Below are 25,328 nucleotides of genomic sequence, written 5' to 3' on the forward strand. Positions count from 1 at the left end.
GGGAGGCCTTTCTACGCGGGGCCGCGAAGGCGGCCGAGGGAGCGGTCGAAGAGCGTCACGAGCAGGTAGAGCCCGCCGGCGGCGAGCATCACCCAGGCCAGCGTGTGCATGCCGCCGGTGTCGGCGTGCGGGCCGAAGGAGGCGGCGGTCGCGGAGGAGGCGATCATCGAGCCGACGTAGGCGAAGGTGCGCAGCAGACCGGCGGACGACGCGGTGCGTTCGGGATCGGACTGGAAGTAGACGGAGTTCTGCAGCGCCAGGTTGTTCAGTCCCTGCGGGAGGCCGAAGATCAGGGCCACCAGCACAAGCATCCACAGTGGACTGCTGCCGGTGAGGGTGAGCAGCACGACGCAGGCGGCGATCTGCCCGACGGCGCCGAGCAGCAGCTTGCCGCGCACCCCGCGGCGCCGGCCGGAGACGATCGAGACGCCGATCGCGGTGAGGAACATGGGGATCTGCACCAGACCGGCGTCGAAGGCGGAAAGCCCGAAGCCTTCCTCGGTCCACTCGCTGAAGCCGTAGAGGAAGGCGTACGCGACGACGTAGGCGACGACCGCGCGGCCGTAGGTGGCCAGCAGCGGGGTGTTGCCGCCGAGCACCCGCAGGTCGATGAACGGCGTGGGGGTCCGCAGTTCCCGGACGGCGAACGCCCCGCCCACCAGGACGGTGAGCACCGGCAGGTACCAGGTGCTCACGTGCGGGTTCATCAGGAACAGCAGCAACGACGTGAGGGTCGCGGCGAACAGGCCCATGCCGGGCAGGTCGAGCCGGCTCAGGTCGCCGCGTCGCACGGACTCCTTGGGGAGGCGCAGGAAACCGAGGACGATGGCGGCGGCCGCGAGCGGGACGTTGAGCGCGAAGGTGGCTCGCCAGCCGCCGACGCCGATGAGCAGCCCCCCGAGCAACGGCCCGACGACGGCGATGGTCTGGTTCGCCACGGCGAGCGCGGTGAGCACGCCCTGCGGGTTGTCCTCGCCGGTGCGCTCGGCTTCGCTGCGCAGCAAGGCCATGGCGGCGGGATAGCCGGCACAGGTCCCGAACCCGAGCAGCACCCGGGCGGCGATCAGCACCCCGAGGTTCGGGGCGACGGCCCCGAGCACACCGGCGAGGCCGACGAGGCTGGTGCCGGCGAGGAAGAGCCGCCGCGGCCCGAAGAGATCGATGAGCCGCCCGACGACGGGCTGGCCCAGGGAGGTGGCGAGGTAGAGGGCGGAGACGAGCCACGCGGTTTGCGCGGGCGGCGCGCCGAGCGCCCAGCCGATGGGGATCAGGGCGACCGAGATGATGGTGGAGTTGATCGGATTCAGGACCGAGCCCAGCATCATCGCGGGCAGCAGCCGCCGGTCGAAGCCGGGTTTGGTGGCTTGGTCAGTCATGGCTCGGCCCCCTTTGCGGGTGCCGTCGGTCGGGGCTGGTCGTGGGGATGGGGGTTCGGTCGCCGCTCCGCCCGCCGGGCGGTCGCCGCCGGCCGGTGTCCGGGCTTGCCGCGAGAACACGAGCCTGCCCGCCGCGCCGAGCGGGCGCGGGTGGCCGCCGGTCGGGGTTCAGTGTGGGGCCGGTTGCTTGGCCGTTGGGGTGTGGCCGCCGGTCGGGGTCGAGGTTCGGTGCGGGGCCGGTTGTCTGGCCGCTGGGCTGTGGCCGCCGGCTCGGGCCCAGGCCGGCCGCGGGCCTGCCACCGCGCCGGCCGACCCCGCGCGACCGCCGGGTGAAGTGCTGCTTCGTCGTGCGCTCAGTCATCGATCAACCGGCCCAGCACCGACATCGCCGCGAGCACCGTCTGCCGGTCCTTCTCGCTGCACCTCTCCTGCAGCTTCTCCGCCAGCCACTCGCCCCGGGCCTGGCGCCCTTCCTCGACCCGGCGGCGGCCCTCTTCCGTCAGCGTGAGCAGCTGGCGACGGCCGTCTTCGGGGTCGGGGTGGCGCTCCACCAGGCCGCGCTCGGCCAGTGCGGTGATCGTCGCCGTCATCGACTGGTGGCGGACGCTTTCGATCTTCGCCAGGTCGCCCGCCGTGAGGCCGGGTGAGTCGGCCACCCGGCCCAGGTGCGCCAGCGCGGACGCCTGGCCCAGCGTCATGTCCTCGGGCTGGGCGGCACGCAGGATGCGCCGCCGCAGCCGGCTGATGACCGCGCGGACCGCCTCGGAAGCCTCGACGGAGGAAGGGGACAAGCTCATGGTCCACACCGTATATCGCGCAGCTAAAACTGTACAGTTTTAGCTGCGGAACTCACCTCGGTTCCGCTTGACGAACTCCTCGACGGTCAGCGGCTCGACGCCGGTCAGCGTCCGGACGACGTCGTTCGTGCCGGCGAAGATCCCGTTCCGGTAGTCGACCGCGACGTTGACCAGGTGCTGGACGCGGTGCGCCGGGTGCCCGCGCCGCTCGAGGTCGGCGCGGAACTCGTCGAGGCCGACCGGCACGTAGGTGAACTTCCGGCCCAGCGCGCGGCTCATCGCCTCGGTGATCGCGTGGTGGTCGAGCTCGACCGGGCCGAACAGCGGGTACGTCTTCCCGGCGTGGGGCGCGGGGTCCGCGAGGACGGCGGCGATCACCCGTCCCTGGTCCTCGGCGGCGATCGGCGCGTGGCGCGCGTCGGCGAACGGGAGCCGCAGCTCGCCGGCCGCGAAGTCCGGGAACAGGACCAGCCACTCGGCGAAGAACGTCGGCCGCAGGTGCGTCACGGTCCCGGCGAAGTGGTCGAGCAGCCGCTCGCCGAGCCAGTGCTGGCAGGCGGCGTTGCTGCCGGCGTCGCGCCGCGCCGAGATCTGCGACATGTTCACCAGTGCGCCGACGCCGTTCTCCTCGGCGGCCTGCAGCAACACGGCGGTGGCGTCCAGCAGCCCCGGCGCGATGGGGTGGACGAAGTAGGCCGCGTCGACACCTTCGGTCGCCCGGGAAACGGCGTCGAGGTCGTGCAGGTCCCCGACGACGACGTCGGCGCCCGCGGCGGTGAGCCGCTCGGCGCGTTCGTCGGCGCGGTGGACCAGCGCCCGCACGCGGTGTCCCCGCTCCAGCAGTGCGCGCACGGCGTACCCGCCGGTGCGCCCGGCGGCGCCGGTGATCAGGATGGTCATCGCGCGCCCCTACCAGTCCAGCCCGGCCGGCCGGAACGGCTCGGTCTCCGGGGCTTCCTTGCGGGCACGCAGCACCTTCTCGGCCGGCGGGCCGACGGGCACGCGCAGCGGCGGGTCGGGCCGTTCGATCGTGTCGGCGACGACCGCGGCGACCTCTCCGGCCGTGACGACCTCGCCGCGCAGCGCGCCGAGCTGCCGGTACAGCGGGAGGTACGGGTCGTCGTCGGCGAAGAACGTCTTGGCGCCGGCGGCCCCGTCGGTGGCGACCGCGCCCGGCTGCACGATGCTCACGCCGACGCCGAAGTGGCCCGCCTCGATGGCCAGCCCTTCGGCGAACGCTTCGAGCGCCCATTTGCTGGCGCTGTAGGGCGTGATGATCGGCAGGGCGATCCGGCCCTGGACGCTGGAGACGAACACGAGCCGGCCGGCACCGCGTTCCCGCATGGCCGGCAGCACGGCCTGCGCCACCCGCAGCGCGCCGAAAGTGTTGAGCCGGAACAGTTCTTCGACCTCGTCGAGCGGCACGGTCTCCAGCGGCGCGCGGACGGTCGCGCCGGCGTTGCTGACGAGCACGTCGATCTCCCCGGCGGCCGCGATGGCCGTCGAGACGCTGTCGGCGTCGGTGACGTCGAGCCGCAGCCGCTGGTCGACGGGCAGGTCGGCCAGGGTTTCGAGCCGCCGCGCGGTGGCGACGACCCGGTGCCCCCGCCTCGCGAGTTCGACGGCGACGGCCCGGCCGATGCCCCGGGACGCGCCGGTGATGAGCACGGACGACATGGTGGTTCTCCTTGGGTGGTGACGAATGCGCCGCCACAGCGGCGCCGATCAGGCGCGGGCTGTCTTCCCGCACGAAGTGCGCGCCCGGCACGGTCACTTCGGTCTGGCAGCCGGCGCGTCGGTCACGAGGTCGCGTCGCCGACGAGGGTGCCCCTCATCAGCCAGGTCGGTCCTTCGGCGTACGCGCCCGCTTCGGCGAAGAACGCGCCGAAGTAGGGGCCGGTGGCGTGGGCTTCGAACGCGGCGACGTCGGCGTAGACCTCGTTCAGGTAGTAGACGTCCGGGTCCCGCTCGTCGGCGATCACCTCGAACCGGTGCGAGCCGGACTCGTGGGTGAGCGAGTCGCGCGCGGTGCGCCGGGCCGCCTCGACGAAGTCGTCGCGGTGCTCCGGCTGGACGGTGAAGGACACCAGGAACTGGTACATGGGAGCCTCCCGGGAGTGCAGTTCATTCACTGAACTCCGACCGTAGCACAGCTCAGTTCAATGAACGAACTGCACGAGGTAGAGTGGGCACATGGCACTGCCCAGCACCTACGCGGAGCGCAACTGCTCGTTGTCCCGGGCCCTGGAAGTGGTCGGCGAGCGGTGGACGTTGCTGATCGTCCGCGACGCCTTCCACGGCGTCCGGCGCTTCGGCGACTTCGCCACCCAGCTCGGCATCCCGCGCGCCGTCCTGACCGCCCGGCTGAAGACGCTGGTCCGGGAGGGCGTGCTGGTGCGCGACGACGAGAGCGCCGAGTACCGGCTGACCGAACGCGGCGTCGCGCTGTGGCCGGTCGTGCGGGCCCTGATGCACTGGGGTGACGAGGCGTACTCACCCGCGGGACCGAAGCGCGACCTGCGCCACGATGCCGACGGCGGCCTGATCGACGCCGGGAACCGCTGCCGGGCGTGCGGCGCCGTCGTCCCGGTGCCGGAGATCCGGATCGAGCCCGGCCCGGGCTACGAGCCCTCGACCGCCGAGAAGGACCCCGTGTCCGAACAGATGAGCCGCCCGCGCCTGTTGCTCGAACCACTCGCGCGGTAGACGCGGGAATCAAACCCGGCCGCCCGGCGCTGGAGGTGGCGTGAAGAACATCGGTTTTCTCTCGTTCGGCCACTGGTCGGCGAGCCCGCACTCGGAGACCCGCTCCGCCGCGGACTTCCTGCACCAGTCGATCGACCTGGCCGTCGCGGCCGAGGAGCTCGGCGTGGACGGCGCGTACTTCCGCGTGCACCACTTCGCGCGGCAGGCGGCGAGCCCGTTCCCGCTGCTCTCGGCGATCGGCGCACGCACGTCGAAGATCGAGCTCGGCACCGGCGTCATCGACATGCGCTACGAGAACCCGCTGTACATGATCGAGGACGCGGGCGCGGCCGACCTCATCTCCGGCGGCCGGCTCCAGCTCGGCATCAGCCGGGGATCCCCCGAGCAGGTCGTCGACGGCTGGCGGTACTTCGGCTACGCCCCGGTCGAGGGCGAGACCGACGCCGACATGGCCCGCGAGCGCACCGAGGTCTTCCTCAAGCTCCTCGAAGGCGAGGGCTTCGCCCAGCCGAACCCGCGGCCGATGTTCGCCAACCCGCCCGGCCTGCTGCGGCTCGAGCCGCACTCCGAGGGCCTGCGCGAGCGCATCTGGTGGGGCTCCGGTTCGAACGCGACCGCCGTCTGGGCCGCGAAGCTCGGCATGAACCTGCAGAGCTCGACGCTCAAGGACGACGAGACCGGCGAGCCGCTGCACGTCCAGCAGCGCAAGCAGATCGAGGCCTACCGCGAAGCGTGGAAGGAAGCCGGGCACGAGCGCGAGCCGCGGGTTTCGGTCAGCCGCAGCATCTTCGCGCTGACCAACGACGTCGACCGCGCCTACTTCGGCCGCGACCGCAACTCGCGCGACCAGGTCGGCATGATCGACGAGAACACCCGCGCGATCTTCGGGCGGTCCTACGCCGCCGAGCCGGACGAGCTGGTGCGCGAGCTCAAGGCCGACGAGGCGATCCAGGTCGCGGACACGCTGCTGCTGACCATCCCGAACCAGCTCGGTGTCGAGTACAACGCCCACGTGCTGGAGAGCATCCTCACCCACGTCGCGCCGGAGCTCGGCTGGCGCTGAGGTCTATCACCCGTTTCCATCACTTGATAGAATCGGGTGGTGGGTGAGACCGAGCAGCGGCTGGTGGCCGCCGCCGAGCGCCTGTTCGCCGAACACGGCGTCGGCGCGGTCTCGCTGCGCACGGTGATGCAGGCCGCCGGGACGAATGTGGCGGCGATCCACTACCACTTCGGCTCCAAGGAAGGCCTGCTCGACGCAGTCCTGCGCAGCCGGCTCGACCAGGTGGCGGCGGAGCGTCAGGCGGCGCTCCCGGCGGTCGACGTCACGGTGGCCGACCTCGCGCACGCGTTCGTGCGGCCGGTGGTCGCGGTCCTCGAGGCGGGCGGCGAGCACTGGATCCGCCTGGTCGGCCGCCTGCTCGCCACCGGCGACGACGGCCTCGCCACGCTGTCGGAGTCGTTCCTGCGGCGCAACGCCGCGTTCGTCGCCCTGCTGGAGCGGCTGAGCCCGGGTGTGCCGCGCCGGACGCTGAACTTCCGCCTGACCCAGGCCATGCACCTCACGCTCACGGTCCTGGGCGACATCGACCGCACCCGCCGCCTGCAGGCTTCGGACGCGACGACCGAGGAGGTCGTCGCCGACCTCGCCGACGTCGTGACGTCCGTGCTCGCCGGGCCGCCGACCGCGAGGAGCACGTGATGGGACGCTTCAGCCTGCCCGAAGAGACCCCGCCGGGCCTGGACTCACCGGTGACCGCACGCGTGATCAAGCACGCGGCCCGGCTCCAGGTGAAGCTCTTCCGGCTGACCAACGGCCGCGTCGGCGCGAAGTGGCGGATCGGCGCGGGTTTCCGCAAGCCGGTGCCGACACTGCTGCTGGAACACCGCGGCCGCAAGTCGGGCCGGCTGTTCACGACTCCCTTGCTGTACTTGGCTTCCGGGCCGGACCTGGTGATCGTCGGGTCCCAGGGCGGGCTGCCGAAGCACCCTCAGTGGTACTTCAACCTGCTGGCCGAGCCCGCAACGCACGTCCACCTGCGTAAGCGGCGGGCGGTCGCGGTTACGGCGCGAGTGGTCGCGGGGGAGGAGCGGGACGCGCTCTGGCCGCGGCTGGTCGAGCTGTATGCGGACTTCGCGAAGTACCAGGCGTGGACCGAGCGGGAGATTCCGGTCGTGGTGCTCAGCCCGCGCTAACCCAGCAGCGCCCCCAGCCGCTGGGCGGCGGCGACCACCAGCCGCCCCAGTTCGTCGGGATCGGGTGCCTCGAACAGGGACAGTCCGATGCTCGTCTCCGGGTGGTCGCGCCCGGCCGGGACCATTGCCGAGATTCCCGTGATGCCCGGCGCTATCTCGCCCTTCGACACCGCGAAACCCCGCTCCCGCGCCGAAGTCACCTCTGCGCGCTCGCCTGGCACGAACGGTCCCGCCGCCAGCAACGCCAAGCCCGCCGAGCCGCGGCCGATCGGGTCCAGCTGGCCCGTGCGGAACGCCACGTGCATCGCCGCGCGCCGCGGCTCTACGATCATCAGCATCCGGACCTGCTCCGCGTTCTCGCGCACCACCAGGTGCGCCGACGCCTGCGCCGAGTCCGACAGCTCCTCCAGCACTGGCCTCGCGAGCGTGCGCAGGTCCTGCTCCACCGGCTCCGCCAGCCGCACCAGGCCAGTGCCCAGCGAGATGCGCTTGAAGCGGTCGCGGCGGCACAGGTAGTGCGCTTCCAGGGTCCGCACGAGCCGGTGCGCGACCGTGCGGTGCACGCCGATGCCGTCCGCGATTTCGGTCAGCGTCAGGCCGCCCGGGTGCTGAACGAGCAGCTCCAGCACCTGCAGCCCGTGGTGCAACGTCTTCGAAGTCCCGGACGCGGGCAGCGTCGATTCCACACACGGCTCCCTTGACGACACGAAAGTGGCGACCTACTGTCCTACACATATTAGCACGCCGCGTGCGAATATAGCACACCAACGGAGGTTCCGATGCGGGTGGCGACCGAAGACGTCGTGGCCGTGCACCAGCTCTACGGCGCCCAGAGCCACGCCATCGACTCGGGCCGCGCCGCCGAGTGGGCCGCCACCTTCACCGAAGACGGCGAATTCCACTCGCCGACCTACCCCGAGCCCGCCGCCGGCACCGGTGAGCTGACCGCGTTCGCCGAGCGCTTCCACGCGTCCGGGGAGACGCTCAGGCACGTGATCAGCACGATCCACGTCCGCCCCGGCGACACCTCGGACACCCTGCGCGCCGACGCCTACCTGCAGATCGTCGCCGCCACGCGCTTGGTGCGGCTGACCGTCCTCGAGGACGAACTGGCCCGCACCGATGGCGGCTGGCGCGTCCGGCGGCGCACCGTCCATCGCGATTCATGACCCACCACGAAAGAGAGAAACGACGATGACGACCCACGAGCCCACCGGTCCCGGGCGGGTCCTGCACCAGCCGGTCAGCACGCGCTACCCCGAGTTCCCCGGCAAGGTCGCCGTGGTCACCGGCGCCGCCCGCGGCATGGGTGCCCGCTTCACCGCCGCGCTGGCCACCCGTGGCGTCGACGTCGTCGGCGGCGACATCGACGGCGATGCCATGGCCGCCACCGCGGCCGAACTGAGCGGCGAGGAATCCCTGGAGGCCAAGCCCGGCCGGATCGTGGCCGCGACCCTCGACGTCACTCGGGCCGGCGACCACCTCGCCCTGGCCCAGCGCGCGATCGACGAGTTCGGCCGGATCGACTTCTGGGTCAACAACGCCGGCGTCTTCCCGTTCGCCGAGGTCCCCGAGATCACCCCGGAGCAGATCCGCGCGACGTTGTCGGTCAACGTCGAAGGCGTGCTGTTCGGCGCGCAGGCCGCGGCGAAGCACATGAACCCCGGCGGCGCGATCGTCAACATGTCCTCCGTGTCGGCCGTGCGCGTGCGCAAGGGCCGCGGGGCCTACTGCAGCTCCAAGGCCGCCGTCGCGCACCTGACCGAGTCGCTCGCCGTCGAGCTGGGCGACCAGGGTCTGCGCGTGAACTCGATCGCGCCCGGCTACATCGACACCGAGATGACCCGCTGGATCCAGGACGACGCCCCGGCGCTGGCCAAGGCCCTCGACGCCGTGCCGCTGCACCGGATCGGCTCGCCCGAGGAGGTCGCGGGCGTGCTGCTGTTCCTGCTGTCGGACAGCGCGCGGTACGTGACCGGGCACAGCATCGCCGTCGACGGTGGTTCCCGGCATGTCTGAGTACCCGGACGTCGTCCTGGTCACCGGCGCGGCGGGCGGCATGGGCGCGGCCCACGCCCGCGCGCTCGGTGCCCGGGGCGTGCACGTCTGCGTCGCCGACGTCGCCGATCCTGCGCCGGTCGTCGACGAGATCGTCGGGGACGGCGGCTCGGCGTCGGCGCACCATCTCGACGTCACCGATGCCGCGCAGTGGACCGCGGTCATCGGCGAAATCCGCGCGCGGCAGGGGAAACTCGGCGGGCTGGTCAACAACGCCGGGATCTCGCGGCGGCTCGAGTTCATGGACACGACCGCCGAAGTGTGGGACCAGGTCGTCGCGGTCAACCTGAGCGGGCCGTTCCACGGGATGCGCGCGGCCGCGCCGCTGATGCGGGACTCCGGTGGCGGCTCGATCGTCAACATCTCGTCGATCTCCGGGCAGATCGGCTACTTCTCACCCGCGTACTCGGCCAGTAAATGGGGCCTCACCGGGCTGTCGAAGTCGGCCGCCGGGAACTTCGCGAAGTGGGGCATCCGGGTCAACTCCGTCCACCCCGGACTCGTCGGCACGGCGCTGCTGCAAGGCGCCGACAGCTTCGTCAAGTCCGCTGTGGACAGTGTGCCGGCCGGACGCATGGGGCGTCCGGAGGAGATCACCGACGCCGTGTTGTTCCTGCTGTCGGAAAGGTCCACGTACATGACCGGCAGCGAGGTCACCGTCGACGGCGGCCTCGTCTCCAACGGGCTCTACCACCGCATCGTCGCGGAATCGGGAGGTGACCTCGGATGAGCGCCGAGGAGTACGACGTCGTCGTCGTGGGTGGCGGGGGAGCGGGGCTCGCCGCTGCCGTGTCCGCGGCCGAGCACGGCGCGTCCGTCCTGCTGTTCGAGGCCGAGAAGGAACTCGGTGGCTCGACGCAGCTGTCGGCGGGCATGTTCACCGCCGCCGGCACCAGTGTCCAAAGGGGACTGGGTATCGAGGACACGCCGGCGAAGTTCTTCCAGCACTACATGGACCTCAACCAGTGGCAGCTCAAGCCCGGCCTGGTGCGCGCGTTCTGCGAGGAGTCCGGCCCGGCGCTCGAATGGCTGATCGGGCTGGGCGCCGAGATCCCGGCGAAGGTGTCGCACAACGCGCATTCGCCGGGCCTGACGCGGGCCGGCGTCGAGGACGTCTGGCGTGCGCACGTGCCGAAGGACCAGGGCTACGGCCTCGTCCAGGTGCTCGACCGGGCCCGGCGCAAAGCCGGTGTCGAAGCCGTGCTGAACACGCGGGTCGAGCGGCTGCTCATCGAGGGCGGGCGCGTCACCGGCGTGGTCGCCGACGGGATCGAGGTGCCGGCGAAGTCCGTGATCATCACGACCGGCGGCTTCGCGCAGGACCCGGCGCTGGTCACGCGGCACTACCCGGCCGCCGACGCCGCGGGCGAGGACCTCTTCGTCGTCGCGGCGGACGGCTCGCGGGGTGACCACCTGGCGTTCGGCGAGCAGGTCGACGCCGCGATCGCCGGTGACGGCTGGGGCCTGCTGCTGCCGACCGCGTACTTCCAGCGGCTGCACCACTGGCAGTCCGGTTTCCCGCCGGTGTCGCGGGTGCTGGTCAACGCCCACGGCCGCCGGTTCATGGACGAAGACGCCTCTTACGCCGTCTCCGGCGGGATCATCGACGCCCAGCACGGTCCCGTGTGGACGGTCTTCGACGAGCGGGCCCGCACCACCCTGCCCGCCGGCTACGCGCACTGGGACGCCGGCCACGTCCTCGCCGAGGCCGAAGCGGGCCGCACGATCCGCGCCGGCAGCGTCGAAGAGCTGGCCGGGAAACTCGGCGTGCCCGCCGACGCGTTGCGGGCGACGATCGACCGCTGGAACACCAACCTGCCCGAGGACCCGGACTTCCTGCGGCACGAAACGCTGGCCGCCAAGGGCCGCACCGAACCACCCGAGCCGATCGGGAAGGCGCCGTTCTACGCGGCACGCACGCTGCCCGCCGAGCTCGTCTGCACCCACGCCGGACTCGAGATCGACGGCACCGCCGCCGTCCTCGACGCGCGCGGGGAGCGCGTGCCCGGCCTGTTCGCCGCGGGGGAGGCCGGAGCCGGTGTGCTCGGGCCGCGGTACGTCGGCGGCGGGAACGCCGTCGCCAACGCCATCACCATGGGCCGGGTCGCCGGCCGCACCGCCACTCACTCACCGTCGAGGAGCACCCCATGACCGTCCAGACGTCCGCCGGGGTCGGGAGAAGCACCGTCCGCAAGGTCGGGCTGCGCATCATGCCGATCGTCGGCCTGCTCTACATCTTCAACTACATGGACCGTGCGAACATCGGCTACGCCCAGCTCGGCATGGGCAAGGAGCTGGCGATCGACGCGGCGACGTTCGGCGCCGCGTCGGCGATCTTCTTCCTCGCCTACGTCGTGTTCGAAGTGCCGAGCAACATGATCATGAAGAAGGTCGGCGCGCGGCTGTGGCTGAGCCGGATCGCGGTCAGCTGGGGCATCGTCACGGTCGTCACCGGGTTCGTCGCGAGCACGACGCACCTGATCATCGCGCGGATCGTGCTCGGCATCGCCGAAGCCGGCCTCTTCCCGGGCCTGCTGCTGTACCTGACGCTGTGGTTCCGCGGCAAGGAACGCGGCCGCGCGATCGCCACGCTCGCCCTGGCCCAGCCGATCGCGCTGATCCTCGGCAGCCTGACCGGCGGCTGGATCCTCGACCACGCGCACTGGCTCGGGATGAGCAGCTGGCAGTGGGTGTTCGTGCTGCAGGGCGCGCCGGCCGTGCTCATCGGCGTCGTCACGTTCCTGTGGCTGCCGGACAAGCCCGCCGACGCGAAGTTCCTCACCACCGAGGAGCGCACCTGGCTGCAGACCGAGATCGACAAGGAGTACGTGCCGGAGGAGAAGGAGACCTTCCTCGGCCAGCTGCGCGCGGTGCGCGACGGCAAGGTGCTGCACCTGGCGTTCTCGAACCTGTTCATCGCGTGCGGCCTGTACGGGCTGACGTTCTTTCTGCCGCTGATCGTCAAGCAGCTCGACCCGAAGTACTCCTCGACCAACATCGGGCTGCTCGGCGCCATCCCGTACGTCGTCGGCGCGGTCGGCATGCTGCTGCTGGCCCGCAACTCCGACCGGACCGGCGAACGCAAGGGGCACGTGATCGCCTTGGTGCTCGTGGCGGCGCTGGGCTTCTTCGGCGCCATCATGTTCAAGTCGGTGCCGGTGCTGTCACTGGTGAGTCTGTCGCTGGCGGCGGTCGGCGTGCTCGGCTACCTGGCGCCGTACTGGGCGATGGCGTCGAAGGTGCTGTCGAAGGAGCACACGGCGGTCGGGCTGGCCGCCATCAACTCGATCGCGGCGCTGGGCGGGTTCTTCGGCCCGTACGCGATCGGGCTCGCGGCGACGGACACCGACGTCACGGTCGGGCTGTACTTCCCGATCGGCTGCCTGGTGCTCTCGGCGATCATGCTCGCGTTCCTCAAGGTGCCGCGCGAGCGCAACTAGTTTCGAGTTTGACTATTTGTTAGGGTCGAGGGATGGACAGGGAGCTGGACTTCTGGTCGTTCGTCGAGCTGGCCAACCGCCGGCTCTCGAGCGAGTACGGCTTCCGCCACCAGCTCGCCACCGAGGTGCTGCTCACCCTCAACCGGGCGTCCGACCTGGTCACCTACGACCTCGAAGCCGCCGTGCACCGGCCGCGCGGCCGGTCGTGGTCGGCGTTCCGGCTGCTGTTCGTGGTGTGGCTCGCCGGGCCGCTGGAGCCGAAGAGCGCCGCCCGGCTCACCGGGATGAGCCGGGCGGCGGTCTCCAACCTGATGAAGACGCTCGTCGCGGACGGCCTGCTCGACCGCATCCCGGACGAGCGTGACGGCCGCTCGGTGCAGCTGTCGCTGACCGAGGCGGGCCACGAAGAGATGGTTTCGGTGTTCCGCGAGCACAACGAACGCGAGTTCGGCTGGACGGACGCGCTCACCGAGACCGAACAGCGCATCCTGGTGATGCTGCTGGGCAAGCTGATCACCAGCCGGGCCGAGTTCGACACCCGCAGCCGCAGCTAGCCGCCCTGCCGCAGCGGTCGTGAGTGTTTAGGGCGGTTAGACCCGCCCTAAACACTCACGACGACTTGCGCCGAACCTTGAAGATAGTAAAACTCTGAACTATATTGAGTCGACCGGCTAGGAGGCGACCATGGCGTACTACCGCCGCGCGGGGACCATCCCGCCGAAGCGGCACACGCAGCACCGCACCCCCGAGGGCGGGCTGTACTACGAAGAGCTGATGGGCGAGGAGGGGTTCTCGTCGGACTCGTCGCTGCTCTACCACCGCGGGGTGCCGTCGGCGATCGTCGACGCGACGCCGTGGGAGCTGCCGGACCAGACGCTCACCGAGAACCGCCCCCTGGTGCCGCGCCACCTGAAGCTGCACGAGCTGTTCGCGGGCAACGACTGGAAGAGCGCCGACGTCGTCACCGGCCGCCGGCTGGTGCTGGGCAACGGCGACGTGCGCATCTCCTACGTCGCGGCGGGGGAGACGTCGCCGCTCTACCGCAACGCCGTCGGCGACGAGTGCGTGTACGTCGAGTCCGGCGGGGCGCGGGTCGAGACGGTGTTCGGCGTGCTGGAGGCGAGGCAGGGCGACTACGTGATCCTGCCGCGCGCGACCACGCACCGCTGGGTGCCCACCGGTGACGAGCCGCTGCGCGCGTACGTCGTCGAGGCGAACTCGCACATCACGCCGCCGAAGCGCTACCTCTCGAAGTTCGGCCAGCTGCTGGAGCACGCGCCCTACTGCGAGCGCGACCTGCACGGGCCCGACGAGCCGTTCCTGGCCGAGGGCGAGGACGTCGAGGTGCTCGTCAAGCACCGCGGCTCGCGCGGCATCACCGGCACCCGGTACGTCTACCCGACGCACCCCTTCGACGTCGTCGGCTGGGACGGGTTCCTCTACCCGTACACCTTCAACATCGCCGACTTCGAGCCGATCACCGGCCGCGTGCACCAGCCGCCGCCCGTGCACCAGGTGTTCGAGGGGACCAACTTCGTCATCTGCAACTTCGTCCCGCGCAAGGTCGACTACCACCCCCTCTCGGTGCCGGTGCCGTACTACCACTCCAATGTGGACTCCGACGAGGTGATGTTCTACTGCGGCGGGAACTACGAGGCCCGCAAGGGCTCCGGCATCGCGCAGGGTTCGATCAGCCTGCACCCGGGTGGGCACAGCCACGGCCCGCAGCCCGGCGCGGTCGAGCGGTCGCTCGGCGCGGAGTTCTTCGACGAGCTGGCCGTCATGGTCGACACCTTCCGCCCGCTCGAACTCGGTGAGGGCGGGCTCGTGAGCGAAGACCCCGGCTACGCGTGGACCTGGTCCGGACGGGGGCCGGTCGCGTGATCCCCGCACTCTTCGCCGGGCTGTGCGACGACGCCGCGGTGTTCCCGCCCGGGCTCGCGCCGCTGCCGGACGCCGTCGCCGCGCACGACGTCCACGAGAAGTCCTGGTACGCCGACCTCGTCGGCCCGCTGGTGCTCGCCGCCCCGGCGTTGGACGCGCTGGGCGACCTGCTCGGGGCGCGCGACACGCCGTTGCCGGTCGCGGTGACGCTGCCGGGCGGGCCCGCGCAGCTGCCCGGCGTGCTCGACGCCGCGAAGGTGCTGCCGGTGGACCTGCGGGCGCTGGAGATCGCCGTGCCGGACGAGCTGGGCGTCGACGAGGTGCTCGCCGCGATCTCGGCGGCCACCGCGCCGGTGTACGTCGAGATCCCGCGGGACGACCGCCGGCTCCCGCTGCTGGACGCGCTGGCCGGGACGGGTCACCGGGCCAAGTTCCGGACCGGCGGGGTGCGGGCCGACCTGTACCCGTCCGAGGCCGAGCTGGCCGCGGCGATCTGCGCCGCGATCGACGCCGGTGTCCCGTTCAAGGCGACCGCCGGGCTGCACCACGCGCTCCGCAACACCGACCCCGAAACCGGGTTCGAGCAGCACGGGTTCCTCAACCTGCTGCTGGCCGCCGGTGACCCGGACAACGCCGAAGCGCACCTCGCCGAGCGTGACGGCGCGGCCGTCGCGGCGCTGGTCCGGAACCTGGACGACGGTGCCCGCGGGCGGTTCACGTCGTTCGGCACGTGCAGCATCAGCGACCCCCTGACCGAGCTGGCCGGCCTCGGCCTGCTGCCCCGAGGAGAGGCATGACCACGATCGACATCCCGGCCGGCTCCCCGTTCGGGACCGGCAACCTGCCCTACGGCGTGTTCTCGACCGCGGGGGGCGCGCCGCGCGTCGGCGTGCGGGTCGGGGACTCGGTGCTGGACCTGGCGGTCGCGCTGGGCGACGACGTGTTCACCGCGCCGTCGCTGAACCCCTTCATGGCGCAGGGTTACGACCGCTGGGTGGCGGTCCGCTCCCGGCTGACGTCGCTGGTGGCCGGCGAGGTCCCGGACGACGCCGTGCACGCGGTCGCCGACGTGACGATGCACCTGCCGTTCGAGGTTGCGGACTACGTCGACTTCTACGCGTCGGAGCACCACGCGTCGAACGTCGGCCGGCTGTTCCGGCCGGACGCGGAACCGCTGCTGCCCAACTGGAAGCACCTGCCGGTCGGCTACCACGGCCGGGCCGGGACGGTGCTGGTCTCGGGCACCGACATCGTCCGCCCGAGCGGCCAGCGCAAGGGCGACCCGGCGCCGGTGTTCGGCCCGAGCACCCGGCTGGACATCGAGGCGGAGCTGGGGTTCGTCGTCGGCACGGGCACGCCGTTGCACACCCCGATCACCCCGGACGACTTCCCCCGGCACGTGTTCGGCGCGGTGCTGCTCAACGACTGGTCGGCACGCGACATCCAGGCGTGGGAGTACGTGCCGCTGGGCCCGAACCTCGGCAAGAGCTTCGCGACGTCGATCTCGGCGTGGGTGGTCCCGATCCTCGCCCTGGAGGCGGCGCGGGTCCCGCTGCCCGGGCAGGACCCGGAGCCGCTGCCGTACCTGCGGGAGAGCCGCCCGTGGGGGCTCGACATCGAGCTGGTGGTGGCGTGGAACGGCGAGGAGGTCAGCCGGCCGCCGTACCGCGAGATGTACTGGTCGCCGGCGCAGATGCTGGCCCACCTGACGGTGAACGGCGCTTCGTCGCGGACGGGTGACCTGTACGGGTCGGGGACGATCTCGGGGCCGGAGAAGCGGCAGCGCGGGGCGTTCCTGGAGCTGAGCTGGGGTGGTGCCGAGCCGCTGACCGTGCAGGGGGAGGAGCGGAGCTTCCTGCTCGACGGGGACGAGGTCGTGATCACCGCGACCGCGCCGGGCGTGGGTGGTGACCGGATCGGGTTCGGGGAGGTGCGCGGGCGGATCCTGCCCGCGGACTGACCTGGCCGCCCGGCCCCGTGCGGTGAATGAAGCTTCTATGTCAAGTTGCTTCGTGTAGCTGGTGTTGGTGGTCGGCGAGCAGGGCTCGGTAGCTGGTGTTGGTGAGGTGGGCAGGTCGGGTTCGCGCAGCGCGGCGCGGGCGACGGCCCGGGCGTCGATCGGGCCGGACTAGCCGCGAGTGCGGGCCGAGGCCCAGCCTCAGCGGCGCAGGAGTCCGTCGGGGTGGCGGGCACGGTCTGCTGGGCGAGTTTGCGGCCGGTGCCGTCGACCGCGACGGCGGTGCGGCTGGACTCGTGCGGATCGATTCCGATGACCACCACGGCAGTGGTGCGTGTCTGTCCCTTTCTTCACAAGCCACTACCGGCAACCTCATTCAGAGCCACCACGTGATCAAGACCGGACCCTGGCCGCAGCTCGTGCGGCAGCTCCAACCCTGACACTGAGACTCGTTCATGTCCTCGGACGACATAAATGAGTCATTCACCACGTCCGGGCGAGCCGCCATCCGGCCGAACCCGGCGTTGCGCTCCCGGGCCCCCGCGCTATACGGTGAACCGAACTAGAACAGGTTTCAGTTTCGGAAGCCGGGCCGGAGCGAGGAGCGGACATGGCGAAGCGGGGCGACGAGGCCGACTACGTGGTCGTGGGATCGGGTAGCTCCGGTGCCGCCATCGCGGGGCGGCTGGCCGAGGCCGGGGCCAGTGTGATCGTCCTGGAAGCGGGCAAGACCGACGAGAAGCTGATGGTCAGGAAGCCCGGTCTCGTCGGCCCGATGCACGCCGTGCCGCAGCTCAAGAAGCCCTTCGACTGGGGCTTCTACTCCGTGCCGCAGAAACACGTTCTCGATCGCACGATGCCCGTGCCGCGGGGCAAGGTCGTCGGCGGGTCCAGCTCCATCAACGGCATGGTCTACGTCCGCGGCAACCGGGCCAACTTCGACTCCTGGGCTGCCGAAGGCAACACCGGCTGGGACGCCGAAAGCGTCAACGCCGCGTACAAGCGCATGGAGGACTTCGAGGACGGCGAGAACGCCTTCCGCGGCGCGGGCGGCCCGATCCGGGTCACCCGCAACAAGATCCCCCAGGAGGGCTCGCTCCAGTTCATCGAAGCCACCTCCGACGCCCTCGGCTGCAAGATCCTCGACGACTACAACGCCGAGTCCCAAGAGGGCGTCAGCCGGATGCAGCAGAACGCCGCCGACGGCCTGCGCTACAGCGCCTCACGCGGCTACCTGCACCACCTCGCGCCCGCGTCACTCGAGCTGCAGTCGCGGGTGCTGGTGACGAAGGTCGTCCTCGAAAACGGGCGCGCGCGAGGCGTCGAGGTCGTCGACGCCGATGGCACGCACCGCACCGTCCGGGCCGGCAAGGAGGTCATCCTCTCCGCCGGGTTCATCGGCTCCGCGCAGCTGCTGATGCTCTCGGGCATCGGCCACGCCGAGCACCTCAAGGAACACGGCATCGACGTCGTCGCGGACCTGCCGGTCGGGGACAACCTGCACGACCACATGTTCCACGCGCTGACCTTCCGCGTCTCCTCCAGCAAGAACCGCGGCACACCGGCCTACTTCGCGCGCGGCCTGGCGCGCGAGCTGATGCGCCCCGGCACCACCTTCCTGGCGAACTCCGTCTTCGAGGCAGTCGCGTTCCTGCGCACCTCGCAGGCCGCCGACGTCCCCGACCTGCAGCTGCACCTGCTGCCCTGGGCCTACGTCACGCCCAACCAGGACGCGCCGATCCGCCACGACGTCGACAAGCGGCCCGCGCTCACCGTGCTGACCACGCTGATCTACCCCAAGAGCCGCGGCACGCTCCGGCTCGCCTCGGCCGATCCGGCGGCCGCGCCGCTCGTCGACCCGCAGTACCTCGCCGACCCGGCCGACCTCGAAGTGCTGGGCGAGGGCTCGGAGATGGCGCGCGAGATCTTCGCGTCGAAGGCGTTCAAGGGCACGGTCAAGGAAGAGCTGCACCCGGGCGAAGCCCTCAAGGGCCAGGAACTGCGCGACGCGATCCTCAACCGCGCGACGTCGGTCTACCACGGTGTCGGCACCTGCCGGATGGGTGTCGACGAGCTCGCCGTCGTCACGCCCGACCTCAAGGTCCGCGGGGTCGAGGGCCTGCGGGTCTGCGACGCCTCGATCATGCCGTCGATCACCGGCGGCAACACCAACGCCCCCGCCATCATGATCGGCGAGCTGGGCGCCCAGCTGGTCCTCGGGAGCCGGTCATGACCCTCACCCCGCTCGAGCTCACCCGGCCGGCGTCGGTCACCGACGCGTTCCTGCGGGAGCTGGTCGCACGGGTGCCGGGCGGCGAGACGTGGGAGCTCACCGAGGTCTACACCGGCGAGAAGCTCGTCGGGCTGCCGCAGTCGACGCCCGACGACATCGAGCGCGCGTTCGCCGTCGCCCGCGAGGCGCAGCGCAAGTGGGCCGCGACGCCGCTCAAGCAGCGGCTGGCGGTGTTCAAGCGGGCGCACGCGCTGTTCGTCGACAACGCGCGGAACGTCGCCGACCTGATCCAGGTCGAGAGCGGCAAGAACCGGCGGATGGCCATCGAGGAGACCTGCGACCCGCCGATGGTGATGAGCCACTACCTGCGGCGGGCGGGCAAGCTGCTGGCGCCGGTGAAACGCGGCGGACCGGTCCCGCTGGTGACGTCGGCGACCGAGATCCGGCAGCCCAAGGGCGTCGTCGGGATCATCGCGCCGTGGAACTTCCCGTTCGCCACCGGCATTTCCGACGCGATCCCGGCGCTGATGGCCGGCAACGCGGTGGTGCTCAAGCCGGACAACAAGACGGCGCTCTCGCCGCTCTACGGCATCCGGCTGCTCGAAGAGGCAGGCCTGCCCGAGGGGCTGTTCCAGGTCGTCTGCGGTGAGGGCCCGGACGTCGGCCCGACGCTCATCGACCAGGCCGACTACGTGATGTTCACCGGCTCCACGGCGACCGGCCGGGTGATCGGCGAACGCGCCGGGCGCAACCTCATCGGCTGCTGCCTGGAGCTCGGCGGCAAGAACCCGATGCTGGTGCTCGAAGACGCCGACCTCGAGGAAACCGTGCGGGGCGCGATCTTCGGCGCGTTCGGCAACACCGGCCAGATCTGCATGCACATCGAGCGGATCTACCTGCCGGAGTCCCGGTACGAGGAGTTCAAGCAGGCGTTCGTGGCGGCGACCGAAGCACTCGACGTCCGGGCGGCCTACGACTTCGGGCCGGACATGGGCTCGCTCGTCTCACCCGACCACATGCACCGCGTCAAGTCCCATGTGGACGATGCCATCGCGCGGGGTGCGACCGTGCTGACGGGCGGCAAGCCGCGCCCCGACCTCGGCCCGGCGTTCTTCGAGCCGACGATCCTCGAAGGTGTCACGAAGGACATGGTCTGCGGCGTCACCGAAACGTTCGGACCCGTGGTCGCGCTGCACAAGTACCGCACCGTCGACGAGGCCGTCGCGCTGGCGAACGACACCGACTACGGCCTCAACGCGTCGGTCTGGAGCCGTGACGTCGCCGGGGCGCGTGCGGTGGCCGCGCGCCTGGAGTCCGGCAACGTCAACATCAACGACATCCTCGCGACGGCGTTCGCGGCGAAGAGCACCCCGTCGGGCGGGGTGAAGAGCTCCGGTGTCGGCGCGCGCCACGGTGACCAGGGCCTGCTCAAGTACACCGACGGGAAGAACCTGGCGGTGCTGAAGAAGCAGGTCATGGGGGCGCGGCCCGGGCAGTCCTACGAAAAGTACGTCGAGGGCATGCTTTCCGGGCTGAAGCTCATGCGGCGGCTGCGCATCCGGTAGTCACGTGGCGCGGTAGGCGGCGCCGCTCGCGTTGGGCGTGGTGCCGGAGTAGAGGCCGGTCGGGGTGGTCGAGGTCGACAGCGAGAACCAGGCGTAGCGCTCGACGTACGACGTCCCGTTCAGCATCGCCGTCGACTTCTTCACGAAGTCCGTTTGCTGCGCGGCCGACGGATAACGCGGGGTGCTGCCGGAAAAGTCGATCAGGGCGTACTCGGTGAGCCACACGGGCAGGTGGTAGCGGTCGTGCACCCGCTGCAGGTAGCCCTGCAGCTGCCCGGTGGCGGCCGTCGAGAAGTCGCCGCCGTACCAGTGCAGCGGGATGAAGTCGACGCGGTAGCCGCGTGCGGCCGCGCCGCTCATGAACCGGTCGAGCCAGCCGCCCGCGACGTCGCCGCCGAAGGCCACGGCCGGCGCGCCGAGGCGCAGCCCGGTGGACTGCAGCCGCGGCCACAGGTCGAGCGCGGTCTCGACGGGCATGCTCGCCTGCCCGGCCAGGTCGGGCTCGTTGAACCCGAGCAGCGTGCTGCCCGCAGCCTTGGCGCGGTCGAGCTGGTCCTGCGTGACGGAGCCGCGGCCCCAGATCATCGGCACGAACTCCGTGCCGGCCGGTTTCGCGATGCCCTGCGGATCGGCTGCCCAGGTGTAGAACCAGCGCGCGCCGACGTCGGCTAAATCGGCGGTGGCGCCGGCGAAGGGATTCGCGCTGACGCCCTTCTTGGCACTTGCCCCGGCGGCGGGCGCGGCCAGGCCGCCGAGGGTGAGCAGGACGACCGCCGCGACGGCGAAGACCTTCCGCAGGTGATTCACACACCGATTGAGCGCGCTTTCCCGACGTGGGGCAAGAACCCGGCCGATGCCGGGGGACGAACAGGAAACCGCGGTGCCCGATCGGCCTCAGCGGAGTCGTCGCGCCCGGAACGCCGTGACGACGGCGGTCGCGACCACGAGGTGCATCAGCATCAGCCCGACGACGTTGGCGGCGGTGGCGCCCGCCATCAGCAGCAGCAGGTCCGGGACCCAGGTCAGGACCAGCACCGACGGGACGACGATGCGCAGCGCCTTCGGGGCCCGGCGGGCGATCAGGATCCAGCCGGCCGCGCCGGCGAGCAGCCCGGCGACGGTCGCCGGCAGGAAGGCGGGGGCGTTGAGGCCCATGCCGATGCCGCCGTCGTCGAGGGACGACGCCACGAGCGCGATCACGGTGTTCACGGCGGCGGCCGCCACGACGGCGAGGCCGAGGCGCAGTGCGGTGACCGACGTCGGGGTGGCGGTGGTGGTCGTGGTCATCGCTTCCTCCTTGGGTTGCGTGTTCAACCCAAACGGTAGGTTGGGTTGCGTGTTAAAGTCAAGTCCGTGAGTGAGGAAGCGGCGCCGGCCCGCGGGCTGGGCGAAGACGAGCACCGGGCGTGGATCAACCTGGTCAAGGTCCTGCTCACGCTGCCGGGGGTGCTGGAGAGCCAGCTGCTGCGCGACTCGGACCTCACACTGCTCGGCTACATGATCCTGGCGCGGCTTTCGGTCGTGCCGGAGGAAACCCTGCGGATGAGCGAGATCGCGGAGATGGCCAACGGGTCACTCCCGCGGATCTCCCACGCGGTGGCCCGGCTGGAGGACCGGGGCTGGGTGACGCGCAAGGTCTGCACGGGCCAGGGCCGCCGCTTCACGACGGCGACCCTGACCGACGCGGGCCGCGCGCACCTGCTGGCGTCATCGCCCGAGCACGTCACGCTGGTCCGGCGGCTGGTCGTCGACCCCCTCGGCGCCGACTTCGTGCCCATCGGCGACGCGGTGGCGAAGATCGTCGAAACCCTCGGGTTGCCGACCGAGGTGTTGAAGCCGGGCGAAGAGGTGGCCGGCCGCCGTCCCGGCGACTAGGGCCTCAGCCGTCCACCAGCAGTCCTCGGAGCGGGCCTTGCAGCCGGCCGGCTCGGCGTGACACGCCCGGCAGCAGCACCAGCCGGTGCGTGCGGCGCTCGCCCCGGCGTTCCCGCTCGGCTTGTTCCTCCGCCAGCGGCCGCCACAGCCGGTCGACGACGTCGGCCGGATCCCCGGCTACTTCCGAAATCGGGCGGCCCAGGTGCTCGGCCCACAGACGCAGCCGCGTGGTGCGGACCAGTTCCCGGTCGTCGGTCGCGATGTTGACCTCGGTGTCGTTGAACAGCGAGTGCTCGTTGAGGTTCGCCGAGCCCAGCGTCAGCCACTCGTCGTCCACGATGCCGAGTTTCGCGTGCACGTAGACCGGTGCCGCGGAATCCCCGTCGTGCGCGCTGATCGTCGTCGCCAGCAGGCGGCCGTGGCCGTCGTCGGCGTCGATGAGGCGGCCCAGCTGGCCGCGCGTGGTGTCGGCGCCGTTGCTCGGCTTGCGCGGCAGCAGCAGGACCACGCGGAACCGGTCGTCCGGCGGGGTGCGCAGCTTGTCGAGCAGCACCTCGGCGATCTCGGGCGACCACAGGAACTGGTTCTCCAGGTAGATCAGCCGCCGCGCCGAGCGCAGTGCGCGCAGGTAGCCGTCGAGGATCGTGAACTCGCCCTTCGGCGCGAAGCCGTAGGTGCCGTCCGGCACGGTCCGCAGCAGCTGGACGGCGGTGTCGCCGGCCGGCTCCGGCACCGCGGGCGCCGGCAGCTGTTCGCCGGCGACCTCGGTCCACCGTGCCCGGAAGTGCCCGGCGACGTCGGCGACGACCGGTCCTTCGAGCCGGGAAACCAGGTCGTGCCAGCCGATCGAGCGCGGTGGGTGGGCGGGGCTGTCGTGCCGGTCGCCCTCCAGCGCGGTGAAGTCCACGCCGCCGGCGAACGCGACCGCGTCGTCGACCACCACCAGCTTCTCGTGGTGGCAGTGCATGGTCCGCTCCCGCGAGTCCAGCACGCAGCGCACGGCCGAGCCGTCGGTGAACTTCCGCTGCTCCGCCTTGGCCAGGCCCCGCGTCGGCTGGAACGCCGGGAGCGGCGGTCCCGCCCAGAGCAGCACCCGGACCTCGACGCCGCGAGCCGCGGTTTCGGCGAGCAGCTCACGCAGCGTCAGCGCGCCCGGCTCGCGGGTCAGCCGGAAGTCCGCGCTCGCGTGCCAGTTGGCGATGTGCACGTGGGACGTCGCCCGCCGGATGGCGGCTTCGATCGACGGCAACGCTTCCTCGCCGTCGACCAGCACTTCGACGTGGTTGCCGGCGCGGACCGCGGCCCGCCCGCCGAGCCGGTCTTCCGCGCCGCCCGGCTCGAGCACGTCACCCCAGCCGAGCTTGCGCAGCCGCCGGCGGTGGTGGGCGCACAAGACGCTTTCGAGCCGGTCTCCGAGCCGTTCGTCCACCTTGTCGAGAAAGGGCTTCACCGTCCCATGTCACTACAGATCGGCCGGGTTCGCCGCGCAGTGACGCTCCGCCTCATCAGGGTGACGCACGGTCGGAACCCACCAGGGGTTCGATGCCGGGCGGCAGGTGCGCGGGGTCGGTGACGAACCCGAGGATCGCCGCGCGCAGCGCGCGCACCGCCCGCGTGGGCTCGACTTCCTTGCGGTAGGCGAGCTGCACGATGCGCGTCATGCCCGCGTCGGCGGCGAACCGTGTCATCCGGAACCGGGCGCCCGCCACGGTGCTCGGCACCACCGCCGCCCCCACCCCGGCCCGCACCAGTTCGAGCACGGCGTCCATCTCACCGCCTTCGATGGCGAACGACGGCTCGAAACCCGCGGCCCGGCAGGCGTTCACCGTCGCCTCCCGGACGTCGTAGCCGCGCCGGAACATCACCAGCGGCACGTCGGCCAGCTCGCGGACGTCGAGCCGGGCCTTCGCCGGGCCGTCCCCGGAGTCGATCAGCACCAGCTCTTCGAGCAGCAGCTGCGTCGACGCCAGCCGCTGGTCGCCCGGATTCCGGGCGCCGGCCAGCAAAGCGAGGTCGAGCGCGCCTTCGGAAAGCCCTTGCCGCAGGTCGCCGGACCCGCTTTCGTGCAGCTCCAGCTGGATGCCCGGGTACCGCCGCCGGAACGCGGCCAGCATCGGCGGCAGCAGGCCCGTGCACAGGCTGGGTGGCGCGCCGAGGCGGACCCGGCCGCGGTCGAGCTCGTCGAGCTCCCGGATCGCGCGCCGCGCGCTTTCGCTCTCCGCGAGGATCCGCCGGGCGAACGGCAGCAGCGTCTCACCGGCCTCGGTGAGCGAGACGTTGCCGCGGATCCGGTGGAACAGCGGCGCGCCCAGGTCGTGTTCGAGCGCCCGGATCTGCTGCGACAGCGAAGGCTGCGCGACCCGCATCTGCTCGGCCGCGCGCGTGAAGTGACGGTGTTCGGCGACGGCGACGAAGTACGCGAGCTGGTGTGGCTGCATGCCTCGATGATAGGTGATGGCTATCGAGTGCAGAGTCATGATGTCTTTGACCTCTGGTGAATGGGCTCCTAACGTCAGTCGAGTGGTAAACGACCTCGCAGACCGGCCCGCGGTGCGGCGGCGCCGCTCGGGTGCCCGGCAGTTCTGGGACTCGACGATCGGCAAGAAGAGCGTCATGGCGGTCAGCGGCGCGCTCCTGCTGGCGTTCGTGTTCGCGCACATGGTCGGCAACCTGAAGACCTTCCTCGGCGCCGACGACCTCAACCACTACGCGCACTGGCTGCGCACCATCGGCGAGCCGGTCCTGCACTACAGCTGGTTCCTCTGGATCCAGCGGGTGGGCCTGCTGATCGCGCTGGTCCTGCACGTGACCGCGGCCGTGCAGCTGGTGAAGCGCGACCGCGCCGCCCGCCCGGTGCGCTACGTCCACCGGCGCCCGGTGCGCGCGACGTTCGCGGTGCGCACGATGCGCTGGGGCGGCGCGACGCTCGCCGTGTTCGTCGTTTGGCACATCCTCGACTTCACGGTGGGGAAGGTGAACCAGGACTTCGTGCCCGGTGACCCGTACCACAACCTCGTCGCGGACTTCCAGGTCTGGTGGGTGAACGTCATCTACCTCGTCGCGCTCGCGATGCTGGGCCTGCACATCCACCACGGCTTCGCCAGCGCCGCCCGCACCCTGGGGGTCGCGAGCGTGCGGCGCGAGCGGGCGATCAAGCTTGTGGGCAGCTCGATGGCGGTCGCGGTCGCGGGCGGCTACGCCCTGGTCCCGGTCGCGATCATGACGGGACTGGTGCGCTGAC

The 25,328-nt window shown here is 71.3% G+C and carries 27 protein-coding genes; 17 read left to right on the forward strand and 10 right to left on the reverse strand.

The window, feature by feature from the left end:
- Positions 1-11: 11 nt before the first annotated feature.
- From M8542_RS19085 to M8542_RS19105, 5 genes are all read right to left on the reverse strand, one after another.
- A complete protein-coding gene (locus M8542_RS19085; RefSeq protein WP_257921550.1) occupies positions 12-1,376 on the reverse strand; it encodes an MFS transporter in 1,365 nt (454 codons plus the stop codon).
- A 353-nt stretch (positions 1,377-1,729) separates the two neighbouring features.
- The gene (locus tag M8542_RS19090; RefSeq protein WP_257921551.1) at positions 1,730-2,173 is read right to left on the reverse strand and encodes a MarR family winged helix-turn-helix transcriptional regulator; all 444 of its coding nucleotides are present in this window, start codon (positions 2,171-2,173) and stop codon (positions 1,730-1,732) included.
- Positions 2,174-2,212: 39 nt separating this feature from the next.
- A complete protein-coding gene (locus M8542_RS19095; protein ID WP_257921552.1) occupies positions 2,213-3,073 on the reverse strand; it encodes an NmrA family NAD(P)-binding protein in 861 nt (286 codons plus the stop codon).
- A gap of 9 nt (positions 3,074-3,082) precedes the next feature.
- Positions 3,083-3,850, reverse strand: coding sequence for an SDR family oxidoreductase (locus tag M8542_RS19100; protein WP_257921553.1), 768 nt, complete (start codon positions 3,848-3,850; stop codon positions 3,083-3,085).
- A gap of 122 nt (positions 3,851-3,972) precedes the next feature.
- Positions 3,973-4,275 carry a putative quinol monooxygenase gene (locus M8542_RS19105; RefSeq protein ID WP_257921554.1) on the reverse strand — a complete coding sequence of 101 codons (303 nt, stop codon included), beginning with the start codon at positions 4,273-4,275 and terminating at the stop codon, positions 3,973-3,975.
- Between the two features lie 91 nt (positions 4,276-4,366).
- On the opposite strand from M8542_RS19105, the gene M8542_RS19110 reads away from it, so the two are divergent.
- From M8542_RS19110 to M8542_RS19125, 4 genes are read left to right on the forward strand one after another with little or no spacing between them, the layout of a single operon-like run.
- Positions 4,367-4,879 (forward strand): winged helix-turn-helix transcriptional regulator, encoded by a 513-nt coding sequence (locus tag M8542_RS19110; protein ID WP_257921555.1) that lies wholly within the window; start codon positions 4,367-4,369, stop codon positions 4,877-4,879.
- Between the two features lie 40 nt (positions 4,880-4,919).
- Positions 4,920-5,942, forward strand: coding sequence for an LLM class flavin-dependent oxidoreductase (locus tag M8542_RS19115; protein WP_257921556.1), 1,023 nt, complete (start codon positions 4,920-4,922; stop codon positions 5,940-5,942).
- Positions 5,943-5,981: 39 nt separating this feature from the next.
- Positions 5,982-6,581 (forward strand): TetR/AcrR family transcriptional regulator, encoded by a 600-nt coding sequence (locus tag M8542_RS19120; protein WP_257921557.1) that lies wholly within the window; start codon positions 5,982-5,984, stop codon positions 6,579-6,581.
- Complete coding sequence (locus M8542_RS19125; protein WP_257921558.1) at positions 6,581-7,075, forward strand: nitroreductase/quinone reductase family protein; 495 nt, start codon at positions 6,581-6,583, stop codon at positions 7,073-7,075. The genes M8542_RS19120 and M8542_RS19125 overlap by 1 nt, the downstream gene beginning before the upstream one ends.
- Here M8542_RS19125 and M8542_RS19130 read toward each other — a convergent pair.
- On the reverse strand, positions 7,072-7,761 hold the full coding sequence (locus tag M8542_RS19130) for an IclR family transcriptional regulator (protein WP_257921559.1): 690 nt from the start codon (positions 7,759-7,761) through the stop codon (positions 7,072-7,074). The genes M8542_RS19125 and M8542_RS19130 overlap by 4 nt on opposite strands.
- Positions 7,762-7,854: 93 nt before the next feature.
- Here M8542_RS19130 and M8542_RS19135 point away from each other — a divergent pair, with 93 nt between their 5' ends.
- The 11 genes from M8542_RS19135 (at position 7,855) to M8542_RS19185 (ending at position 20,212) form a co-directional block, all read left to right on the forward strand.
- Positions 7,855-8,244 carry a nuclear transport factor 2 family protein gene (locus tag M8542_RS19135; protein ID WP_257921560.1) on the forward strand — a complete coding sequence of 130 codons (390 nt, stop codon included), beginning with the start codon at positions 7,855-7,857 and terminating at the stop codon, positions 8,242-8,244.
- Positions 8,245-8,269: 25 nt separating this feature from the next.
- A complete protein-coding gene (locus tag M8542_RS19140; protein ID WP_257921561.1) occupies positions 8,270-9,094 on the forward strand; it encodes an SDR family NAD(P)-dependent oxidoreductase in 825 nt (274 codons plus the stop codon).
- Positions 9,087-9,863: an SDR family NAD(P)-dependent oxidoreductase gene (locus tag M8542_RS19145; protein ID WP_257921562.1), complete on the forward strand. Its 777-nt coding sequence runs from the start codon at positions 9,087-9,089 to the stop codon at positions 9,861-9,863. Before M8542_RS19140 ends, M8542_RS19145 begins: the two co-directional genes overlap by 8 nt.
- The gene (locus tag M8542_RS19150; protein WP_257921563.1) at positions 9,860-11,284 is read left to right on the forward strand and encodes an FAD-dependent oxidoreductase; all 1,425 of its coding nucleotides are present in this window, start codon (positions 9,860-9,862) and stop codon (positions 11,282-11,284) included. Before M8542_RS19145 ends, M8542_RS19150 begins: the two co-directional genes overlap by 4 nt.
- Entirely contained in the window at positions 11,281-12,573 is a 1,293-nt protein-coding gene (locus tag M8542_RS19155; RefSeq protein WP_257921564.1) for an MFS transporter, read from the forward strand. The genes M8542_RS19150 and M8542_RS19155 overlap by 4 nt, the downstream gene beginning before the upstream one ends.
- Before the next feature lie 32 nt (positions 12,574-12,605).
- Positions 12,606-13,127, forward strand: coding sequence for a MarR family winged helix-turn-helix transcriptional regulator (locus M8542_RS19160; RefSeq protein ID WP_257921565.1), 522 nt, complete (start codon positions 12,606-12,608; stop codon positions 13,125-13,127).
- A 130-nt stretch (positions 13,128-13,257) separates the two neighbouring features.
- Positions 13,258-14,457, forward strand: a complete 1,200-nt coding sequence (locus M8542_RS19165) for a homogentisate 1,2-dioxygenase (protein WP_257921566.1) — start codon at positions 13,258-13,260, stop codon at positions 14,455-14,457.
- Positions 14,424-15,254 carry a hypothetical protein gene (locus M8542_RS19170; RefSeq protein WP_372508552.1) on the forward strand — a complete coding sequence of 277 codons (831 nt, stop codon included), beginning with the start codon at positions 14,424-14,426 and terminating at the stop codon, positions 15,252-15,254. The genes M8542_RS19165 and M8542_RS19170 overlap by 34 nt, the downstream gene beginning before the upstream one ends.
- Positions 15,251-16,417: a fumarylacetoacetase gene (gene fahA / locus M8542_RS19175; RefSeq protein ID WP_257921568.1), complete on the forward strand. Its 1,167-nt coding sequence runs from the start codon at positions 15,251-15,253 to the stop codon at positions 16,415-16,417. Before M8542_RS19170 ends, fahA begins: the two co-directional genes overlap by 4 nt.
- Positions 16,418-17,024: 607 nt before the next feature.
- Positions 17,025-18,647: a GMC family oxidoreductase gene (locus tag M8542_RS19180; RefSeq protein WP_257921569.1), complete on the forward strand. Its 1,623-nt coding sequence runs from the start codon at positions 17,025-17,027 to the stop codon at positions 18,645-18,647.
- Entirely contained in the window at positions 18,644-20,212 is a 1,569-nt protein-coding gene (locus tag M8542_RS19185) for a succinic semialdehyde dehydrogenase (protein WP_257921570.1), read from the forward strand. Before M8542_RS19180 ends, M8542_RS19185 begins: the two co-directional genes overlap by 4 nt.
- Here the strand turns inward: M8542_RS19185 and M8542_RS19190 are convergent, their stop codons facing one another.
- Both M8542_RS19190 and M8542_RS19195 read right to left on the reverse strand, forming a co-directional pair.
- Complete coding sequence (locus M8542_RS19190; protein WP_257921571.1) at positions 20,213-21,019, reverse strand: glycoside hydrolase family protein; 807 nt, start codon at positions 21,017-21,019, stop codon at positions 20,213-20,215. It lies immediately after the preceding gene.
- Between the two features lie 87 nt (positions 21,020-21,106).
- Complete coding sequence (locus M8542_RS19195; protein WP_257921572.1) at positions 21,107-21,499, reverse strand: DUF6069 family protein; 393 nt, start codon at positions 21,497-21,499, stop codon at positions 21,107-21,109.
- Between the two features lie 66 nt (positions 21,500-21,565).
- Between M8542_RS19195 and M8542_RS19200 the strand changes: the two genes are divergently transcribed.
- Complete coding sequence (locus M8542_RS19200; RefSeq protein ID WP_257921573.1) at positions 21,566-22,087, forward strand: MarR family winged helix-turn-helix transcriptional regulator; 522 nt, start codon at positions 21,566-21,568, stop codon at positions 22,085-22,087.
- 4 nt (positions 22,088-22,091) lie between these two features.
- Here M8542_RS19200 and M8542_RS19205 read toward each other — a convergent pair whose 3' ends face one another.
- Positions 22,092-23,537, reverse strand: a complete 1,446-nt coding sequence (locus tag M8542_RS19205; RefSeq protein WP_257921574.1) for a phospholipase D-like domain-containing protein — start codon at positions 23,535-23,537, stop codon at positions 22,092-22,094.
- A gap of 55 nt (positions 23,538-23,592) precedes the next feature.
- Positions 23,593-24,525: a LysR family transcriptional regulator gene (locus M8542_RS19210; protein WP_257921575.1), complete on the reverse strand. Its 933-nt coding sequence runs from the start codon at positions 24,523-24,525 to the stop codon at positions 23,593-23,595.
- An 82-nt stretch (positions 24,526-24,607) separates the two neighbouring features.
- On the opposite strand from M8542_RS19210, the gene M8542_RS19215 reads away from it, so the two are divergent.
- Positions 24,608-25,327, forward strand: a complete 720-nt coding sequence (locus M8542_RS19215) for a succinate dehydrogenase cytochrome b subunit (protein WP_257921576.1) — start codon at positions 24,608-24,610, stop codon at positions 25,325-25,327.
- Position 25,328: the final 1 nt, after the last annotated feature.

The organism is Amycolatopsis iheyensis (assembly GCF_024703995.1).
Taxonomy (GTDB): Bacteria; Actinomycetota; Actinomycetes; order Mycobacteriales; family Pseudonocardiaceae; genus Amycolatopsis; species Amycolatopsis iheyensis.